Genomic DNA, 14,646 nt, shown 5'->3' on the forward strand with positions numbered 1-14,646 from the left:
TCTGAAAATGCCAAAGGGCTATTGGGTCGCGCATGTCGATGTTGACGACCTGGACCGGTACAAGGAATATGTCGCAGCCAATGCCGCACCTTTTGCCGAGTATGGCGCACGCTTTCTGGTACGGGGTGGGCCTAAAGAGGTGCGCGAAGGCACGATGCGCGCCCGCACCGTGGTGATCGAATTCAAGGATTTCACAACAGCAAAATCCTGTTATGATAGTGTGTCTTATCAAGACGCCAAAGCGCTACGTGATCCGGTTTCTACCGGCGACATGGAGATTATCGAAGGCTACGATAGCTAACATCAACAGATTGACCAGCTGGCACATTCTGGGGTTCCCAGCGCGTTGACTGGTCAGGTTTCCGGGTCAGAGATATCGACCCAACCATCGATTGAAATAGTATGGCCAGCTGCGTTTCGCCGCCGCCACCGGCCCCTAGATCCACGGAGTATCCCTGGCATGCTCAAGAAACTTTTTCAGGCCTTCCGGCCCAACGATCCGCCGGCCCTTCCTGATCCGGATGCCGAACTGGCTTTGGGGGCTTTGCTGGTGCGCGTCGCAAAATCGGACCGCGAATATAAGCTGGAAGAGATCAGCCTGATTGATCGGATCCTGTCGCGGCTGTACCAGCACGACGCCCTTGAGGCTGCCAAGGTCCGGGCGACCTGTGAGAAATTGCATTCCGCCGCCCCCGAGACCGACACCTTTGGCCGCCTGATCCGCGAGACCACCGGGCTGGACGAACGTCTGGCCGCCCTGGATGCCCTGTGGGAAGTTGTGCTGGCCGACAATAATGAACACGAAGGCGAAGTGCGCATTCTTGAAGAGGCCTATAAGGCAATGGGCCTGTCCTTTGCAGATAATGAGGCCGCGCGGACAAAAGCCCAGGTCAAGCTCCTGGCAAGCCAAGGGGACAATAATGTTTAAAGAACTTCTGGCCCGCCTTTTGGCCCCCGCACCAGAACCATTGACGGATGAAGGCGCCCGCATGGCGCTTACTGCACTATTGGTGCGGATCGCCCGCTCTGATCAAAACTATTCTGAAGTTGAGAAAGACCGCATAGATCGCATTATCTGCTCGCGGTTTGACCAGGATACTGGGGGCGCGATCATTCTGCGCGAACAGGCCGAGGCAATGGAGGCCGAGGCCCCCGATACGGTGCGCTTCACCCGCGCCATCAAAGAGGCTGTCAGCCTGGAAGATCGCATTGGTGTCGTCGAAGCCATGTGGCAAGTGGTACTGGCGGATGGCCACCGCGACGCTGGTGAAGATGCATTGATGCGGCTCACCGCAAATCTTCTGGGCGTCAACGACGTGGAAAGTGCCCAGGCCCGCAAACGGATGGAGGCAGCCATATGATTGCCTTTCTCGGCATGTATGACAGACCTGAAACCGCTGCGGCCAATGACCTGCTCTGGTCTGCCATCCGCAACAATCTGGAAAACGGGCCGGCGACCCTTTCCCGCGAGATTGAGCCCTGGTCAGCCTGGAGCTCACCCGACCTTTTGTTGGCGCAGACCTGCGGCTGCCCTTTCCGCACCCGATTGTATGGCGAGGTCGAACTGGTCGGCACCCCGGACTATGGCCTGCCAGATTGTGCGCCCGGGTTTTATCGCAGCGTATTGATCGCCAAAAAATCCGCCCCCACCCCACGGCTGGAGCAATTCGACCGGGGGCGTTTTGCCTATAATGATGCCTTGTCGCAATCCGGCTGGGCAGCCCCGCTGATCCACCTGCAAGACCGCAACATCCTACCGGGCGCCCTGATCGAAACCGGCAGCCATCGCGGCTCTGCCCAAGCGGTGGCCGAAGGGCGCGCTGATTTTGCCTCTCTCGACCTGTTGTCCTGGGAGATGATCCAGACCTACGATGATTTTGCGGATGAACTGTCCGTTGTTGATCTCACTGTACCAACCCCTGGCCTGCCCTTTATCACCGCATTAAACCAGGACCCTACAACGCTGTTTCTGGAGATAAAATCCGCAATTGACTCTCTGGATGAAACGACGCGCGCCACTCTCAGGCTGAAAGGGTTCTTGCACATTCCAACCAGCGAGTACCTGGCAGTGCCAACGCCTCCGGGGCCGGTCCTGACAGGGCTAAAGATCAAGGCACGCGGTTAGTGCACAGCTGCCCATTTCGAAGACTGTGACCTCCTTTCCGTGCAGTTATCCTGATTACTTCCCGGTTTTGACATTGCATTCAGACATTTTTTCGGTCCAATTAGAGCGAGTTTTTTTCACAACTGGGCGAAACCGTTTTGACCACACTGGCACCTGTACTCGAGATCCGCGACCTGCATAAATCTTATGGAGAGCTGGAAGTTATCAAAGGTGTCAACATCACTGCCCATCGCGGGGATGTTGTGTCATTGATCGGCTCCTCCGGGTCGGGCAAATCCACCCTTTTACGCTGCTGCAACCTGCTGGAAAACAGCCAGGCCGGCGAGATCAACTTCAAGGGAGAGCCCATCACCTGGTCCGGCAAAGGGCTGAACCGCCGTCCCAGTGATGCCAAACAGGTTCTGCGTATTCGGACCAATCTGTCGATGGTGTTTCAGCAGTTCAATCTCTGGGCCCATATGACCATTTTGCAAAATGTGATGGAAGCCCCGGTCACGGTTCTGGGGCGCGATGCAAAAGAGGTTGAGGCCGCCGCGCGCCAATATCTGGACAAGGTTGGTATTGGCGACAAATGGGACGCCTACCCGGCGCAGCTGTCTGGCGGCCAACAGCAACGTGCAGCCATCGCGCGGGCGCTGTGCATGGAGCCCGAGGCCCTGCTGTTTGACGAACCCACCTCGGCGCTGGATCCTGAGTTGGAACAGGAAGTGGTCAAAGTCATCAAGGATCTGGCCGGCGAAGGCCGCACAATGATGATTGTGACCCATGATATGAACCTCGCCGCTGATGTGTCCGATAAGGTGGTGTTTCTGCACCAGGGCCTGATCGAGGAACAGGGCACCGCCGATGAGGTCTTTGGCAATACGCAATCCGAACGGTTGCGCAACTTCCTGGCGCCGACCCGGCACCTGCGCGCAAGCCGTTAGCCCCTTCCCTGAGGCCCGAACCGGGCCTTGGCGACGACAAGAACAAACCAAAACAGAAACCAAAAACTGGGAGTATCACCATGAAATCACTCATTCTGACCACCGCAGCGCTTGCTTTGACCGCTGGCATGGGCCTGGCTGACACAGTCCGTCTGGGCACCGAGGGCGCCTACCCTCCCTACAACTTCCTGAACGACAACGGCGAAGTGGACGGTTTTGAGCGCGAGCTGGGCGATGAGCTGTGCAAACGCGCCGAGCTGACCTGCGAATGGGTCACAAATGACTGGGATTCCATCATCCCCAACCTGCTGTCAGGCAACTACGATGCCATCATCGCCGGCATGTCGATCACGCCTGAGCGGAAAGAAGTTGTTCAGTTCACCCAGGGCTACACACGCCCCTCGCCTTCCGCTTTTGCCGCTCTGTCGGCAGATGTTGATCTGACCTCCGCCGTTATCTCTGCGCAGGCCTCGACCATTCAATCTTCGCATGTCGCGGGCACCGGCGCGACGCTCGTCGAATTCCCCACACCGGATGAAACCATTGCCGCAGTAAACGCAGGCGAAGCAGATGCCGTCATGGCCGACAAGGACTTCCTGCTGCCCATCGTTGACGAAACCGACCTGCAGTTTGTAGGCGAAGACGTCTTCTTGGGTGATGGCATCGGCATGGCCTTCCGCCAGTCTGATACCGACGTCATTGCCAAGTTCGACGCGGCAATTGCTTCAATGAAAGAAGACGGTTCGCTGAACATGCTGCTCGACAAATGGGAAATCGAAGGCAAGTTCTGAACCTTTTGATCCCTAAACACTAATAAAGGGGGGCGCCGCGCCCCCCTTTGCCCTTGACCGCAACGGTGCATTCAGATCCTCGCGCCACCGGTCCCGATCCCCACGAGGTCCGCCATTTTCTCCTTTTGCTCTGACCCGGCCACTCTCGAGACTTTCCAGTGGATGAGCTGCTATCTCACCACCGGTAAGCACATGGCCTTTTACATGTCATTCGGGACGGTTCTGTTGCTGTTGGCCCTTGCTGCGCCTGCCGCACTGCTGTTTGGTTTTGGCGGCGCCATGGCCGCGCGGGCGCGTTTTGCGCCGCTCAGCTGGTTGGGACGTGGCTATATCGCCATTGTGCGTGGCGTGCCGGATATCGCCTTTTTCCTGTTTTTTGTCATCGCATTGGACCAGGCGCTGGAATATCTTCGCCATAAGGTTAAATGCCCGGATTGGGACCAACCCATTCGCCAGGGCAGCGATTTCATCGTCTGCGATATTGCCAAGCTGCCGCTGGGGGATTCTGCGCAATGGATCCATGAAGTCTATGGTTTCACCATTGCGGTTGTGACCTTTGCCATTGTTTTTGGGGCCTTCGCCGCCAATGTGCTTTATGGCGCCATGCAGGCAGTACCCCATGCACAAATCGAAACAGCAGAGGCCTATGGGCTCAACAATAGCCAGACCTTTTGGCGCATTCTGGTGCCACAGATGTGGACCTATGCCCTGCCCGGTCTTTCCAATCTCTGGATGGTCCTGATCAAGGCCACACCCCTGCTGTTCCTGCTTGGGGTCGAGGATATCGTCTATTGGGCCAAGGAACTCGGCGGCTCCAAAACCGCCAGGTTCACAGCCTATCCCCATACCGATTGGCGCACCTGGTACTTCCTTGGATTGCTGATCTTTTATCTCAGCTTTACCAAGGTTTCCGAACTGGTTTTGAACCGCATCACCATCCGCCTGTCCCATGGTCAAGCCACCCTGGCTGGCGAAGCGCAAAGGAAAGCGTTATGAGCTGCTTTCAAACCGTTCAGGACTATGCGTTCCGCTCGCTTGGCTATGGCGAACGGATGCTGCCGCGCAGTGATTTCACCCTATGTGAGCATTTCACCCTGATCGGCTCGGGGATGATCTGGAACGTCTACTATGGCGTCCTTGCGATCGTGACTGGCTTCTTCTTGGCCAATCTTCTGGCGGTGGCAAAGAATGCCAGTTCGCCCTGGGCCCGCAAACCTGCTGAATGGTTCATCTTTCTGTTTCGCGGCTCGCCCCTGTTCATCCAGTTCTTCTTTGCCTACTTCCTGTTCCTCAGCCTGAAAGGCGTATCAAGCGTCTTTGATCCGCTGTCCTCGGCCTGGGCTGGCGCGCTCATCGTGTTGTTTCTGAACACCGCCGCATATTCCGCCGAGATCTTCTACGGGGCGCTGCGGTCGATCCCCAAAGGCGATATTGAGGCTGCAGATGCCTATGGGCTGACCGGCTGGCCGCGGTATCGCAAGGTGATGTGGCCAACCATGATGCGTCTGGCCTGGCCCGCCTATACCAATGAGGCGATCTTTTTGTTTCATGCCACCACCCTGGTTTTTGTCTCGGCCTTCCCGGCCTGGCGCCAAAAAGGCGATGCGCTCTACTATGCAAAGTATTTTGCAGATAAGACCTTCAACCCCTTTGTCCCCTACCCTATTCTGGCCTTCTATTTCATCCTCCTGACCCTGATGGTGATTGCCCTGTTTGGGCTGATAAACAAGCGGCTGAACCGGCATCTGCCGCGGGGACAGCGCCCAAAGTTGAAATACAGACCCAATTTCATGCGCTAAAAGATCAAAAAATGAACGACAAGATGGCTCCTTCGGGGGCCATTTTTTATGGCAGTTTTTAGGATTTCCATGTCTTGATGCAAACTTTTGATCAAATTCTCTTGGCTCATGCAAAATCCTGCAGTACAACAAAGGCACCGCTACCAAGGAGCCGCCCCATGGACCTGTCCACGCTGAAGACCATCCGCATCGCCGCCTGTGATGTGAACGGACAGATGCGCGGCAAACGCATGCCTGCCGCGCAGGCGGGAAAACTGGCTGATGGCGCGGCGCGGATGCCGGTTTCTGCCCTCAACGTGGATATCTGGGGACGCGACATCGAAGACAGCCCGCTGGTGTTTGAAACCGGCGATGCCGATGGCATCCTCAAGCCAACACAACGTGGCCCGGTGCCGATGCCCTGGCTGGACACTCCGTCGGCTCTGGTCCCGATGATGCTGGAAACCGACGATGGCGCGCCTTTTCTAGGCGATCCGCGTCAGGTTCTGGCACAGGTGCTTGACGGCTATGCGGCGCGCGGCTGGACGGTGATGGCCGCCACCGAAATGGAATTCAATCTGGTGGATGACAGCGGCGCGCAACCCGGCCCACCAGCGCATCCCCACACCGGGCGAAAGCTCAGCCAGCAGTCGGTATTGTCACTGGAAGAGCTGGACGCCTTTGATGTGTTTTTCACCGACCTCTATGCCGGCGCCGAAGAGATGGGCATCCCGGCACAATCGGCAATTTCTGAGGCCGGGTTGGGCCAGTTCGAGATCAACCTGAACCATCAGGATGCCCTGCGCGCGGCGGATGATGCCTGGCTGTTCAAAGCCCTGGTCAAAGGCCTGGCGCGAAAACACGGCATGGCGGCCACCTTTATGGCAAAACCCTATGCCGAGGAAGCCGGCAATGGCATGCATGTGCATTTCTCGGTGGTGGATGCGCAGGGCAACAATGTCTTTGATGATGGATCCGCAACCGGCACCGACCTGCTGCACCAGGCGGTCGCGGGATGCATCGCGGCGATGCCAGCCAGTACGCTGATCTTTGCGCCACATGGTAATTCCTATGCCCGCCTGGTGCCCGGTGCCCACGCCCCGACCGGAGCCGCCTGGGCCTATGAAAACCGAACCGCAGCCATCCGTATTCCCGGCGGCAGCCCCAAGGCGCGGCGCATTGAGCACCGCACCGCCGGTGGGGACATCAACCCCTATCTGATGCTTTCTGTTGTTCTGGGTGCCGCCCTGCTGGGCATCACTGACAAAATGGTGCCGCCCGCCGCCTCCAGTGGGAACATCTATGAGCAGACCGATCTGCCGCAGCTGGCGCCCGATTGGGAAACCGCCATTGCCCGGTTTGAAGAAAGCCCGCTTATCGCACGGATCCTACCGCAGATGATGATCCGCAACCTGGTGATGACCAAACGCCAGGAACTGGCGGGCTTTGCCGCCCTGCCGACAGATCAACATTGGCTCAGCTGGTTGGACGCGGTATGAACACTGTCAGCCCCGATGCGCGGCCCCAGCCCATCCCCTTTTGATCAAATCTGGTGAATTATGAAAATCGGCATCCTGCAAACCGGCCACGCGCCTGAAGATCTCATTCAGGACTCGGGCGATTATGACCAGATGTTTTGCACTCTCCTGGCGGGCAATGGTTTTGAGTTTGAGACCTTTGCAGTCGTTGACGGCCAGTTTCCCGCAAATGCCGATGCCGCAGATGGGTGGATCATCACTGGCTCGCGCCATGGTGCCTATGAACCCCACGACTGGATCCCGCCGCTCGAAGAGCTGATCCGTGAGATCCACGCCAAGAAACAGCCCATGGCCGGGATCTGCTTTGGCCATCAAATCATCGCCCAGGCGCTTGGCGGCAAGGTTGCCAAATATCAGGGTGGCTGGGCCGTTGGCCATGTTACCTATGAGCAGGACGGCGCGCCTTTGACTCTCAACGCCTGGCACCAGGATCAGGTGATCGAGCGCCCTGCCGAGGCGCGTGTTCTGGCCGGAAATGCGTTTTGTGAAAACGGCATACTCGCCTATGGTGACCATATCTGGACCCTGCAGCCCCATCCCGAATTCAGCAATGCGTTCACCAGTGGCTTGATCGACAAACGGGGCCGTGGCGTGGTGCCGGACCAGATCCTTGATCAAGCCAGCCAGCAGCTCGACACCCCCGTAGACTCCCCCGCAATTGCAAATTTCCTCGCAGAATTTATGAAGAAAGAGAGGACTTGATGTCATCTTGGCTAGACGACCTTCCCGAAGCGGCAAAGCTCTATCTGGAGGGCCGTCGTCTCGACGAAGTTGAATGCGTTATTTCGGACCTTCCCGGTATTGCCCGGGGCAAGGCAGTACCGGCATCCAAGTTCGCAAAGCAGGACTACTTTCACCTGCCCGACAGCATCTTTTACCAGACCATTACCGGCGATTGGGCCGAGGCTGCGGATGAGGATGGCTGGATCGAAAAAGACATGACCCTGCACCCGGACATGTCCACCGCCACGGCGGCGCCCTGGACCGGGGACTGGACCCTGCAGGTGATCCATGACGCCGTTGACCGTAACGGCGATCCGATCCCCTTTAGCCCGCGCAACGTGCTGAAGCGGGTGGTGCAGCTCTATCACGATCAGGGCTGGGATCCGGTTGTGGCACCGGAGATGGAGTTCTTCCTGGTGGCGCGCAATGTCGACCCTGCCAAAAAGATCGAGCCCATGATGGGACGCTCTGGCCGCCCGGCTGCCGCCCGCCAAGCCTATTCGATGACGGCCGTGGATGAATTTGGCCCTGTTATCGACGATATCTATGACTTTGCCGAGGCCCAGGGGTTTGAAATCGACGGCATCACCCAGGAAGGCGGCGCCGGCCAGTTGGAGATCAACCTGCTGCACGGCGATCCGGTCAAACTGGCGGATGAGGTGTTCTATTTCAAACGGCTGATCCGCGAAGCGGCGCTGCGCCATGATTGCTTTGCCACCTTCATGGCCAAGCCGATCGAGAATGAGCCCGGCTCGGCGATGCATATCCACCATTCGGTGCTGGACCGCAAAACCGGCAAGAACATCTTTTCCGCAGAGGATGAGTCCGAAACGGATGCGTTTTTCCACTTTATTGCCGGGCTACAGAACCATCTGCCGGCAGGTATCGCGGTGATGGCACCCTATGTGAATTCCTACCGACGCTATGTCAAAGATCACGCTGCCCCGATCAATCTGGAATGGGCGCGCGACAATCGCACCACCGGCATCCGCATTCCGCTTTCTGGTGCTGCGGCGCGGCGGGTTGAAAACCGAATTGCCGGCATGGACTGCAACCCCTACCTGGGGATCGCCGTCTCCCTGGCCTGTGGCTATCTGGGACTGATGGAGAAGACCCACCCAGAGAAGCAGTTCAAAGGCGATGCCTATGAGGGTGAAGGCGATATTCCGCAGGTTATGGGCAGTGCCCTGGATCTGTTTGACACCGCCACTGCATTGCACGAAGTCCTGGGCCCTGAATTTGCCCGGGTCTACAGTATCGTCAAACGCGCCGAGTATGAGGAATTCCTGCAGGTGATCTCCCCCTGGGAGCGCGAGCATCTGCTGATGAATGTCTAGGGCGCCGACATAAACTCTGGCGTCGCCTTGAGAGGGGACGCCAGTGCAATCGAATATTTATGGAAAGATAAAGAGCTGCTGGCAGCCCCTGGGCGCCAGAGCTTTCAAAGAGGTATGCGATGGGACTAAATTTGCTCCACTCCAATGATCGCAAGGGGCAGTACCCCAACAGCTGGTATGCCGCGACAGCGACGCCTCTTGCACGGTTTTCTGCCCTGTCAGGGGACGCGCGCGCCGATGTCGTCATTATCGGTGGCGGCTTTACCGGGTTGTCGGCGGCGTTGCATCTGGCCGAGGCGGGCATGAAGGTGACCCTGCTGGAGGCTCATCGTGTTGGCTTTGGCGCCTCTGGTCGCAATGGTGGTCAGCTTGGCAGCGGCCAGCGGATGGATCAGGAAGGGCTTGAGGGCTTTGTTGGCAAACAAGAAGCGCAAAAGCTCTGGCGGCTGGGGGAAGAGGCCAAGGATCTGGTCAAATCCCTGATTGCCAAGCACGATATTCAGTGTCACCTGCGCCCCGGTGTTGCCTGGACCGCCTCCAACAGCCGCGACAGCATGCATTTGCATGATTACGGCCGTCATCTTGAAGATCGCTATGGCTATGATCAGATCGAGTTGCTCTCGCCTGAGGCCTGCCATCAGATGTGCCCCTCCCCTGATTACAAAGGCGGCATTCTGGATCACGGTGCCGGCCACCTGCACCCGCTCAACCTGGCGCTTGGCCTGGCCCGCGCAGCGGCGGCGGCCGGTGCTTCGCTGCACGAGGAAAGTGAAGTTCTGGACATCCAGGAGGGCGCCGAGGTGCGGGTCAAAACCGCCACCGGAGAGGTTCGCGCCGATCATTTGATCCTCGCCTGTAACGGCTATCTGGGCGGGCTGAACCGTCAGGTCGCCGCCAAGGTGATGCCGATCAACAACTTTATCGTCGCCACCGAACCGCTCGGCGATGCGGCAGACAAGGTTCTGGGGCGAGATGTCGCTGTGGCGGATAGCAAATTTGTGGTCAACTATTTTCGCCTCAGCCATGACAAACGACTGCTGTTTGGCGGCGGCGAAAGCTATGGCTACCGCTTCCCCGCAGACATCAAGGCGGTGGTGCGCAAACCCATGACAGAGATCTTTCCACACCTGAAAGACGTGCGTCTGGACTATGCCTGGGGGGGCACATTGGGGATCACCATGAAGCGCATGCCCTATCTGGCGCGCCTGGGTGAAAATGTACTCTCTGCCTCAGGCTATTCCGGCCACGGGGTGGGCACAGCCATCCATGCCGGCCAGCTGATTGCCCAGGCGATCCAGGGCCAGGCCGAGGGGTTTGACACCATGTCCCGCGTGCCTGCCCCGCGCTTTCCAGGCGGTCCCGCCATGCGGTCTCCGCTGTTGGCACTGGCCATGACCTGGTTTGCCCTGCGTGATCGGCTCGGGATTTAGCGAGGACCTAGGCAGGTCAAATTTAGGCTCAACGCCCTGCTCAGCTTTGCCTGCGCAGGGCGTTTACAGTTTTGCAGCGGGCCTTGTCGCCGTCGTGGCAAAACCAGAGAGGTGCCATGGGGCGCCATGCAACAAATTGGTGAAATTTCACCGATCCCAAGACCGAAGGATCGGCTTTCTCTTGGCTTATCTGTTCAGTTGTTTTATATTTATCAAATCCAGAATTCAGGAATTTGAAATATGACAAAGGCACCTAATGTTCACGCCGCCGAACCCATTCCAGAAGCCGCGCGTATCGCACTTGACGAACTGATGCAGTCTGGCGATCTGTTTCGTTATACAGCCCCCGAGGATGCGCCGGTTGCGCTGCTGGAACAGGAATTCGCGGCGCTTCTGGGCTGTAAATATGCCTTAGCTGTCTCGTCTTGTTCCGCCGCCCTATTCCTGTCTCTCAAGGCCCTGAACCTGCCCCGCGATGCCCGCGTATTAATCCCCGGCTTCACCTTTGCAGCGGTTCCTTCTTCGGTGATCCATGCCGATTGCGTGCCGGTGCTTTGTGAAGTGGGCGAAAACTACCGCATTGATATGGCAGATTTTGAGACCCGGCTCGGCGATGACATTTCCGCGGTTATCATCAGCCACATGCGCGGCCATACCTCTGATATGGACGCCATTCTGGCGCTCTGCGAGGCGCGTGGCATCCCAGTCATCGAGGACGCGGCCCATTCGCTTGGCACCACCTGGAATGCCCGTAATATTGGTACACTGGGCCAGATCGGCTGTTTTTCGTTTCAATCCTACAAGATGATCAACGCTGGAGAAGGTGGTATCCTGATCACCAATGACGCCGAGCTGGTGGCCCGTGCAGTGATCATGTCCGGCGCTTACGAGCACAACTGGCAAAAGCACAAAGCCCCTCTGGGCGACAACAGCACAGACCTGGAAGACGCCTTTGCCAAATGGCAAAACCAGCTGCCGCTGTATAATCTACGGATGAGCAACCTGTCCGCCGTGGTCATTCGCCCACAGCTGCCAGAGCTGGCGCGCCGGGTGCGGGACGGGCTTAAAAACCACGACTATGTGGCGGCACAGCTGAATGCCTCGCCCTACTTTGATGTCCCCGCCCCTCTGGCCCCAGAACAGCGTGCGCCAGATTCCATCCAATTCAACCTGGTGGGCATGACGGATGAGCAAATCACCGCCTTCTCCGAGGCAACCGCCCAGGCTGGCGTCAAGGTGCAGATCTTTGGCCGCTCTGCGGACAATGCCCGGGCCTTCTGGAACTGGCAGTTCATTCAGGACCTGCCAGAGCTGCCGCAAACCCGTGCCATGCTGATGCAGGCCTGCGACGTGCGCCTGCCGGTGCGCCTGACCAAGGAAGAGCTGGATGTGGTTGCCGGAATTCTGGTTGATGCCGCGACCACAACCATGGCCAGTGCTGCTGCAGCCTAATCCTTTTAGGACCCGGCAATATCACGCTGCCGCGCCGCGCTCTGCGCGGCGCCAGGCCCAACGGGAGGAGATCCCATAGGGATCTTCCGACGGGCGGGAGCCCCCCCTTTTGTCTCACTCCTATGGCACACAAAAAGGCTCTGATCGGATCAGAGCCTTTCCAATTCAGATAGTTAACCCAAGCCTATTTCAACTTGGACAGCTTGTCCTGCAGTTCCGACAGTTGGCGTTTGATCGCATCCAGATCCTCTCCCTCGCCGTCCTTTTCAGTCTCCGCTTCTGGCGTGGTCGTGCCACCGCCCCAGCCTCCGGGCAGACCACCAGGCAGGCCAGCGGTCATCGCCTTCAAAAAGGCTTCCTGCTGCACCTTCATCGCGTCAAATCCCGGGATCTGCGACATCGGGTTCATCGCCGAGATATTCTCAACCATCTGAGACTGACTGTCGCGCAGCATATCAAAAGAGGCCTGCAGGAACTGTGGCATCACCCCACCGCCCGGCTGCATGTAACTGCGCACCAGATCGTTCAGCACATTGACCGGCAGTACATTTTCACCGCGGCTTTCGTGTTCGGCAATAATCTGCAGCAGGTACTGCCGCGTCAGATCATCGCCGGACTTCAAGTCAACAATCTGAACTTCACGCCCTTCCCGGATGAACCCCGCAATATCCTCTAAGGTGACATAGTCGCTGGTCTCAGTGTTGTACAAACGCCGGCTGGCGTAACGCTTGATCAGCAGGGCTTTTTCCTGATCGGCCATACTGTCCCTCCCCGGACATGATGCAATGCAGAAAAGACTATGCGAGCGCAGAACAAAAGAAAAGCCTGCAGAACCGCCTTCCTCGACGACAGCCCTGGAAGCGCGGAGCTTTGGCTCGAAAATCGTGCGCCTGGATCTCTCGTAAAAAGCCCTTGAGCTAAACTTAGCTTGAGGTTTTATACCATCCCCTACACCATCACAGGAGTCCTGGTTTGAACATTTTGATCCTTGGCGGCACCGGCTCCATTGGCAGCGCCGTCACCGCAGAACTGGTTGCCTACAATCATACTGTCACTGGCCTGTGCCGCTCTGACAGGTCAGCCCAAAAGCTCGCATCTCTGGGCGCCCAGCCCTGGCGCGGAGATCTGCGGAGCCCGGCCAGTTGGCGGGCGGCGCTGCGCGAAGTGGATGTGGTTATCCAGCTGGCCACAAGTTTTGAAGAGGACATGGGCGCAGTCGATGCCGCCGCCATTGAGGCCATAAGACAGGAAGCGCACCACCGCAGTTCTCCCCTGCGGGTGCTCTATACTGGGGGCTGTTGGCTTTACGGGGAAACCGGCGACCTGGCCGCCTCTGAAACCAGCCCAAGGCGGCCAATCCCGGCCTTTGCCTGGATGGAAAAAAACGCGCTGGCGTTGTTACAAGACCCCAAGGTGAGCAGCTGCATTGTTCACCCAGCCATGACCTATCACGAAGACGGTGGCGGTGTGTTCTCTCGTCTGCTGACACAGGCAGCAACGGGTCTGCCGCTGGAGGTTTGGGGCAGTATTCACACCCGCTGGCCGCTGGTGCATCGCCGGGATCTGGCCCGTGCCTATCGCCTGCTGGCAGAGCACCCAGAGCTTTGCGGCCACTACAATGTTGCGGCTCAGAACGGCGTGCCCTTGCGCGAGATCCTCGACGAGATCATTCGACGGCATCCCCATGATGGGGCCTATGTGGTCCGCAACCGCAAATATGTGATGTTTAAATACGGCATCTGGGCCGAGGGCCCAACCCTGGATCAGCAAATGAGGGCCGATAAGATCCAGACCGCCTGCGGCTGGCAGCCAGAAATCAGCGATTTCACCCAGGCGGCGTTTTAGCCTTTGTACCAGTTTGGCCGGGCAGCAAGTTTGGCCTGGCAGCCAGTCTGGTTGCGTAGCCAGTTGGTCGGACATACGGTTTGGTCGGGCATACCGGCGACAACAAAAAAGGACAGGTCAAACGACCTGCCCTTTTGGACACGTAAGAGGGGGATCATATGCAGGGAGGAGCCGTGATCCCGCTCTTCGTGATCAGCCCATTTGGGCTGGTTATTTAGCGGCTGCTTTTTTAGCGGCAGTGGTCACTTCGGACGTCGCTTTTTTGACAGCGGCAGAGGCTTCTTCGCCCATGTCTTTGCCTGCGGCCATCAGCAGTTCAACGGTTTCCATCTGCACTTTTTTTGCAACTTCAGCAAAAGCGGCCATGTTTTCAGCGGCAACTTCAGCAGAGGCGCTGGCGAAATCGGTTGCCGATTTTGCATACTCAGAAGGATCTGTCTGAGCTTTGGAAACGCCGGACATCTTTGCCAGGGCGTCTTTTGTCCATTTGCTGGAGATTTCCGAGGACTGCTCAGCAGCACCCAGAACAACTGCGCTCAGCTTTTCGTTCAGCGCGGCAGTGTTTTTGAACGCTTCTTCCATGGCGGATGTATCCACCGGAAATGCGCCCATCATGTCTTTCATCATAGCGGTAAAATCTTGGGTCTTAGCCATTGTACTGGTTCCTCTGTTTGCATCTCGGGACCACCCCGCGTTTCAGC

Annotated in this window: 16 protein-coding genes; 14 read left to right on the top strand and 2 right to left on the bottom strand. The window is 57.8% G+C overall.

The genetic code is table 11. The features are described from left to right. Positions 1–7 precede the first annotated feature (7 nt). The 13 genes from JZI28_RS11680 (at position 8) to JZI28_RS11740 (ending at position 12,100) form a co-directional block, all read left to right on the top strand. Positions 8–301 carry a DUF1330 domain-containing protein gene (locus JZI28_RS11680; RefSeq protein ID WP_375697708.1) on the top strand — a complete coding sequence of 98 codons (294 nt, stop codon included), beginning with the start codon at positions 8–10 and terminating at the stop codon, positions 299–301. A 159-nt stretch (positions 302–460) separates the two neighbouring features. Beyond that, positions 461–928 (top strand): TerB family tellurite resistance protein, encoded by a 468-nt coding sequence (locus JZI28_RS11685; RefSeq protein ID WP_295448737.1) that lies wholly within the window; start codon positions 461–463, stop codon positions 926–928. After that, complete coding sequence (locus tag JZI28_RS11690) at positions 921–1,361, top strand: TerB family tellurite resistance protein (protein WP_375697709.1); 441 nt, start codon at positions 921–923, stop codon at positions 1,359–1,361. Before JZI28_RS11685 ends, JZI28_RS11690 begins: the two co-directional genes overlap by 8 nt. Beyond that, positions 1,358–2,125 (top strand): phosphate/phosphite/phosphonate ABC transporter substrate-binding protein, encoded by a 768-nt coding sequence (locus tag JZI28_RS11695; protein WP_375697710.1) that lies wholly within the window; start codon positions 1,358–1,360, stop codon positions 2,123–2,125. The genes JZI28_RS11690 and JZI28_RS11695 overlap by 4 nt, the downstream gene beginning before the upstream one ends. 137 nt (positions 2,126–2,262) lie before the next feature. Further along, on the top strand, positions 2,263–3,051 hold the full coding sequence (locus JZI28_RS11700) for an ABC transporter ATP-binding protein (RefSeq protein WP_295448726.1): 789 nt from the start codon (positions 2,263–2,265) through the stop codon (positions 3,049–3,051). A gap of 80 nt (positions 3,052–3,131) precedes the next feature. Next, positions 3,132–3,842 (top strand): transporter substrate-binding domain-containing protein, encoded by a 711-nt coding sequence (locus tag JZI28_RS11705; protein WP_295448723.1) that lies wholly within the window; start codon positions 3,132–3,134, stop codon positions 3,840–3,842. A gap of 114 nt (positions 3,843–3,956) precedes the next feature. Beyond that, positions 3,957–4,838 carry an ABC transporter permease gene (locus tag JZI28_RS11710; RefSeq protein WP_295448795.1) on the top strand — a complete coding sequence of 294 codons (882 nt, stop codon included), beginning with the start codon at positions 3,957–3,959 and terminating at the stop codon, positions 4,836–4,838. Next, the gene (locus JZI28_RS11715) at positions 4,835–5,641 is read left to right on the top strand and encodes an ABC transporter permease (protein WP_295448720.1); all 807 of its coding nucleotides are present in this window, start codon (positions 4,835–4,837) and stop codon (positions 5,639–5,641) included. Before JZI28_RS11710 ends, JZI28_RS11715 begins: the two co-directional genes overlap by 4 nt. Positions 5,642–5,799: 158 nt before the next feature. Next, positions 5,800–7,119 carry a glutamine synthetase family protein gene (locus tag JZI28_RS11720; protein WP_348151274.1) on the top strand — a complete coding sequence of 440 codons (1,320 nt, stop codon included), beginning with the start codon at positions 5,800–5,802 and terminating at the stop codon, positions 7,117–7,119. A gap of 60 nt (positions 7,120–7,179) precedes the next feature. Continuing rightward, positions 7,180–7,860: a type 1 glutamine amidotransferase gene (locus tag JZI28_RS11725; protein WP_375697711.1), complete on the top strand. Its 681-nt coding sequence runs from the start codon at positions 7,180–7,182 to the stop codon at positions 7,858–7,860. Further along, positions 7,860–9,218, top strand: a complete 1,359-nt coding sequence (locus JZI28_RS11730) for a glutamine synthetase family protein (protein ID WP_295448710.1) — start codon at positions 7,860–7,862, stop codon at positions 9,216–9,218. The genes JZI28_RS11725 and JZI28_RS11730 overlap by 1 nt, the downstream gene beginning before the upstream one ends. 119 nt (positions 9,219–9,337) lie before the next feature. Continuing rightward, a complete protein-coding gene (locus JZI28_RS11735) occupies positions 9,338–10,648 on the top strand; it encodes an NAD(P)/FAD-dependent oxidoreductase (protein WP_375697712.1) in 1,311 nt (436 codons plus the stop codon). Between the two features lie 240 nt (positions 10,649–10,888). Then, on the top strand, positions 10,889–12,100 hold the full coding sequence (locus tag JZI28_RS11740; RefSeq protein WP_348151284.1) for an aminotransferase class I/II-fold pyridoxal phosphate-dependent enzyme: 1,212 nt from the start codon (positions 10,889–10,891) through the stop codon (positions 12,098–12,100). Between the two features lie 184 nt (positions 12,101–12,284). On the opposite strand, the gene phaR is transcribed toward JZI28_RS11740, so the two are convergent. After that, positions 12,285–12,860 (bottom strand): polyhydroxyalkanoate synthesis repressor PhaR, encoded by a 576-nt coding sequence (phaR, locus tag JZI28_RS11745; RefSeq protein WP_295448702.1) that lies wholly within the window; start codon positions 12,858–12,860, stop codon positions 12,285–12,287. Positions 12,861–13,072: 212 nt separating this feature from the next. Between phaR and JZI28_RS11750 the strand changes: the two genes are divergently transcribed. Continuing rightward, positions 13,073–13,945, top strand: a complete 873-nt coding sequence (locus JZI28_RS11750) for an NAD-dependent epimerase/dehydratase family protein (RefSeq protein ID WP_375697713.1) — start codon at positions 13,073–13,075, stop codon at positions 13,943–13,945. Positions 13,946–14,155: 210 nt separating this feature from the next. On the opposite strand, the gene JZI28_RS11755 is transcribed toward JZI28_RS11750, so the two are convergent. After that, a complete protein-coding gene (locus JZI28_RS11755) occupies positions 14,156–14,599 on the bottom strand; it encodes a phasin, PhaP (RefSeq protein ID WP_295448695.1) in 444 nt (147 codons plus the stop codon). Positions 14,600–14,646: the final 47 nt, after the last annotated feature.

The organism is Pseudophaeobacter sp. TrK17 (assembly GCF_042192375.1).
GTDB lineage: Bacteria > Pseudomonadota > Alphaproteobacteria > Rhodobacterales > Rhodobacteraceae > Pseudophaeobacter.

Bases quoted from the DNA above. Each gene is read 5' to 3' on its own strand.
- JZI28_RS11680 (WP_375697708.1), top strand. From the start codon at position 8: ATGCCAAAGGGCTATTGGGTCGCGCATGTCGATGTTGACGACCTGGAC.
- JZI28_RS11685 (WP_295448737.1), top strand. From the start codon at position 461: ATGCTCAAGAAACTTTTTCAGGCCTTCCGGCCCAACGATCCGCCGGCC.
- JZI28_RS11690 (WP_375697709.1), top strand. From the start codon at position 921: ATGTTTAAAGAACTTCTGGCCCGCCTTTTGGCCCCCGCACCAGAACCA.
- JZI28_RS11695 (WP_375697710.1), top strand. From the start codon at position 1,358: ATGATTGCCTTTCTCGGCATGTATGACAGACCTGAAACCGCTGCGGCC.
- JZI28_RS11705 (WP_295448723.1), top strand. From the start codon at position 3,132: ATGAAATCACTCATTCTGACCACCGCAGCGCTTGCTTTGACCGCTGGC.
- JZI28_RS11715 (WP_295448720.1), top strand. From the start codon at position 4,835: ATGAGCTGCTTTCAAACCGTTCAGGACTATGCGTTCCGCTCGCTTGGC.
- JZI28_RS11720 (WP_348151274.1), top strand. From the start codon at position 5,800: ATGGACCTGTCCACGCTGAAGACCATCCGCATCGCCGCCTGTGATGTG.
- JZI28_RS11725 (WP_375697711.1), top strand. From the start codon at position 7,180: ATGAAAATCGGCATCCTGCAAACCGGCCACGCGCCTGAAGATCTCATT.
- JZI28_RS11730 (WP_295448710.1), top strand. From the start codon at position 7,860: ATGTCATCTTGGCTAGACGACCTTCCCGAAGCGGCAAAGCTCTATCTG.
- JZI28_RS11735 (WP_375697712.1), top strand. From the start codon at position 9,338: ATGGGACTAAATTTGCTCCACTCCAATGATCGCAAGGGGCAGTACCCC.
- JZI28_RS11740 (WP_348151284.1), top strand. From the start codon at position 10,889: ATGACAAAGGCACCTAATGTTCACGCCGCCGAACCCATTCCAGAAGCC.
- phaR (WP_295448702.1), bottom strand. From the start codon at position 12,860: ATGGCCGATCAGGAAAAAGCCCTGCTGATCAAGCGTTACGCCAGCCGG.
- JZI28_RS11755 (WP_295448695.1), bottom strand. From the start codon at position 14,599: ATGGCTAAGACCCAAGATTTTACCGCTATGATGAAAGACATGATGGGC.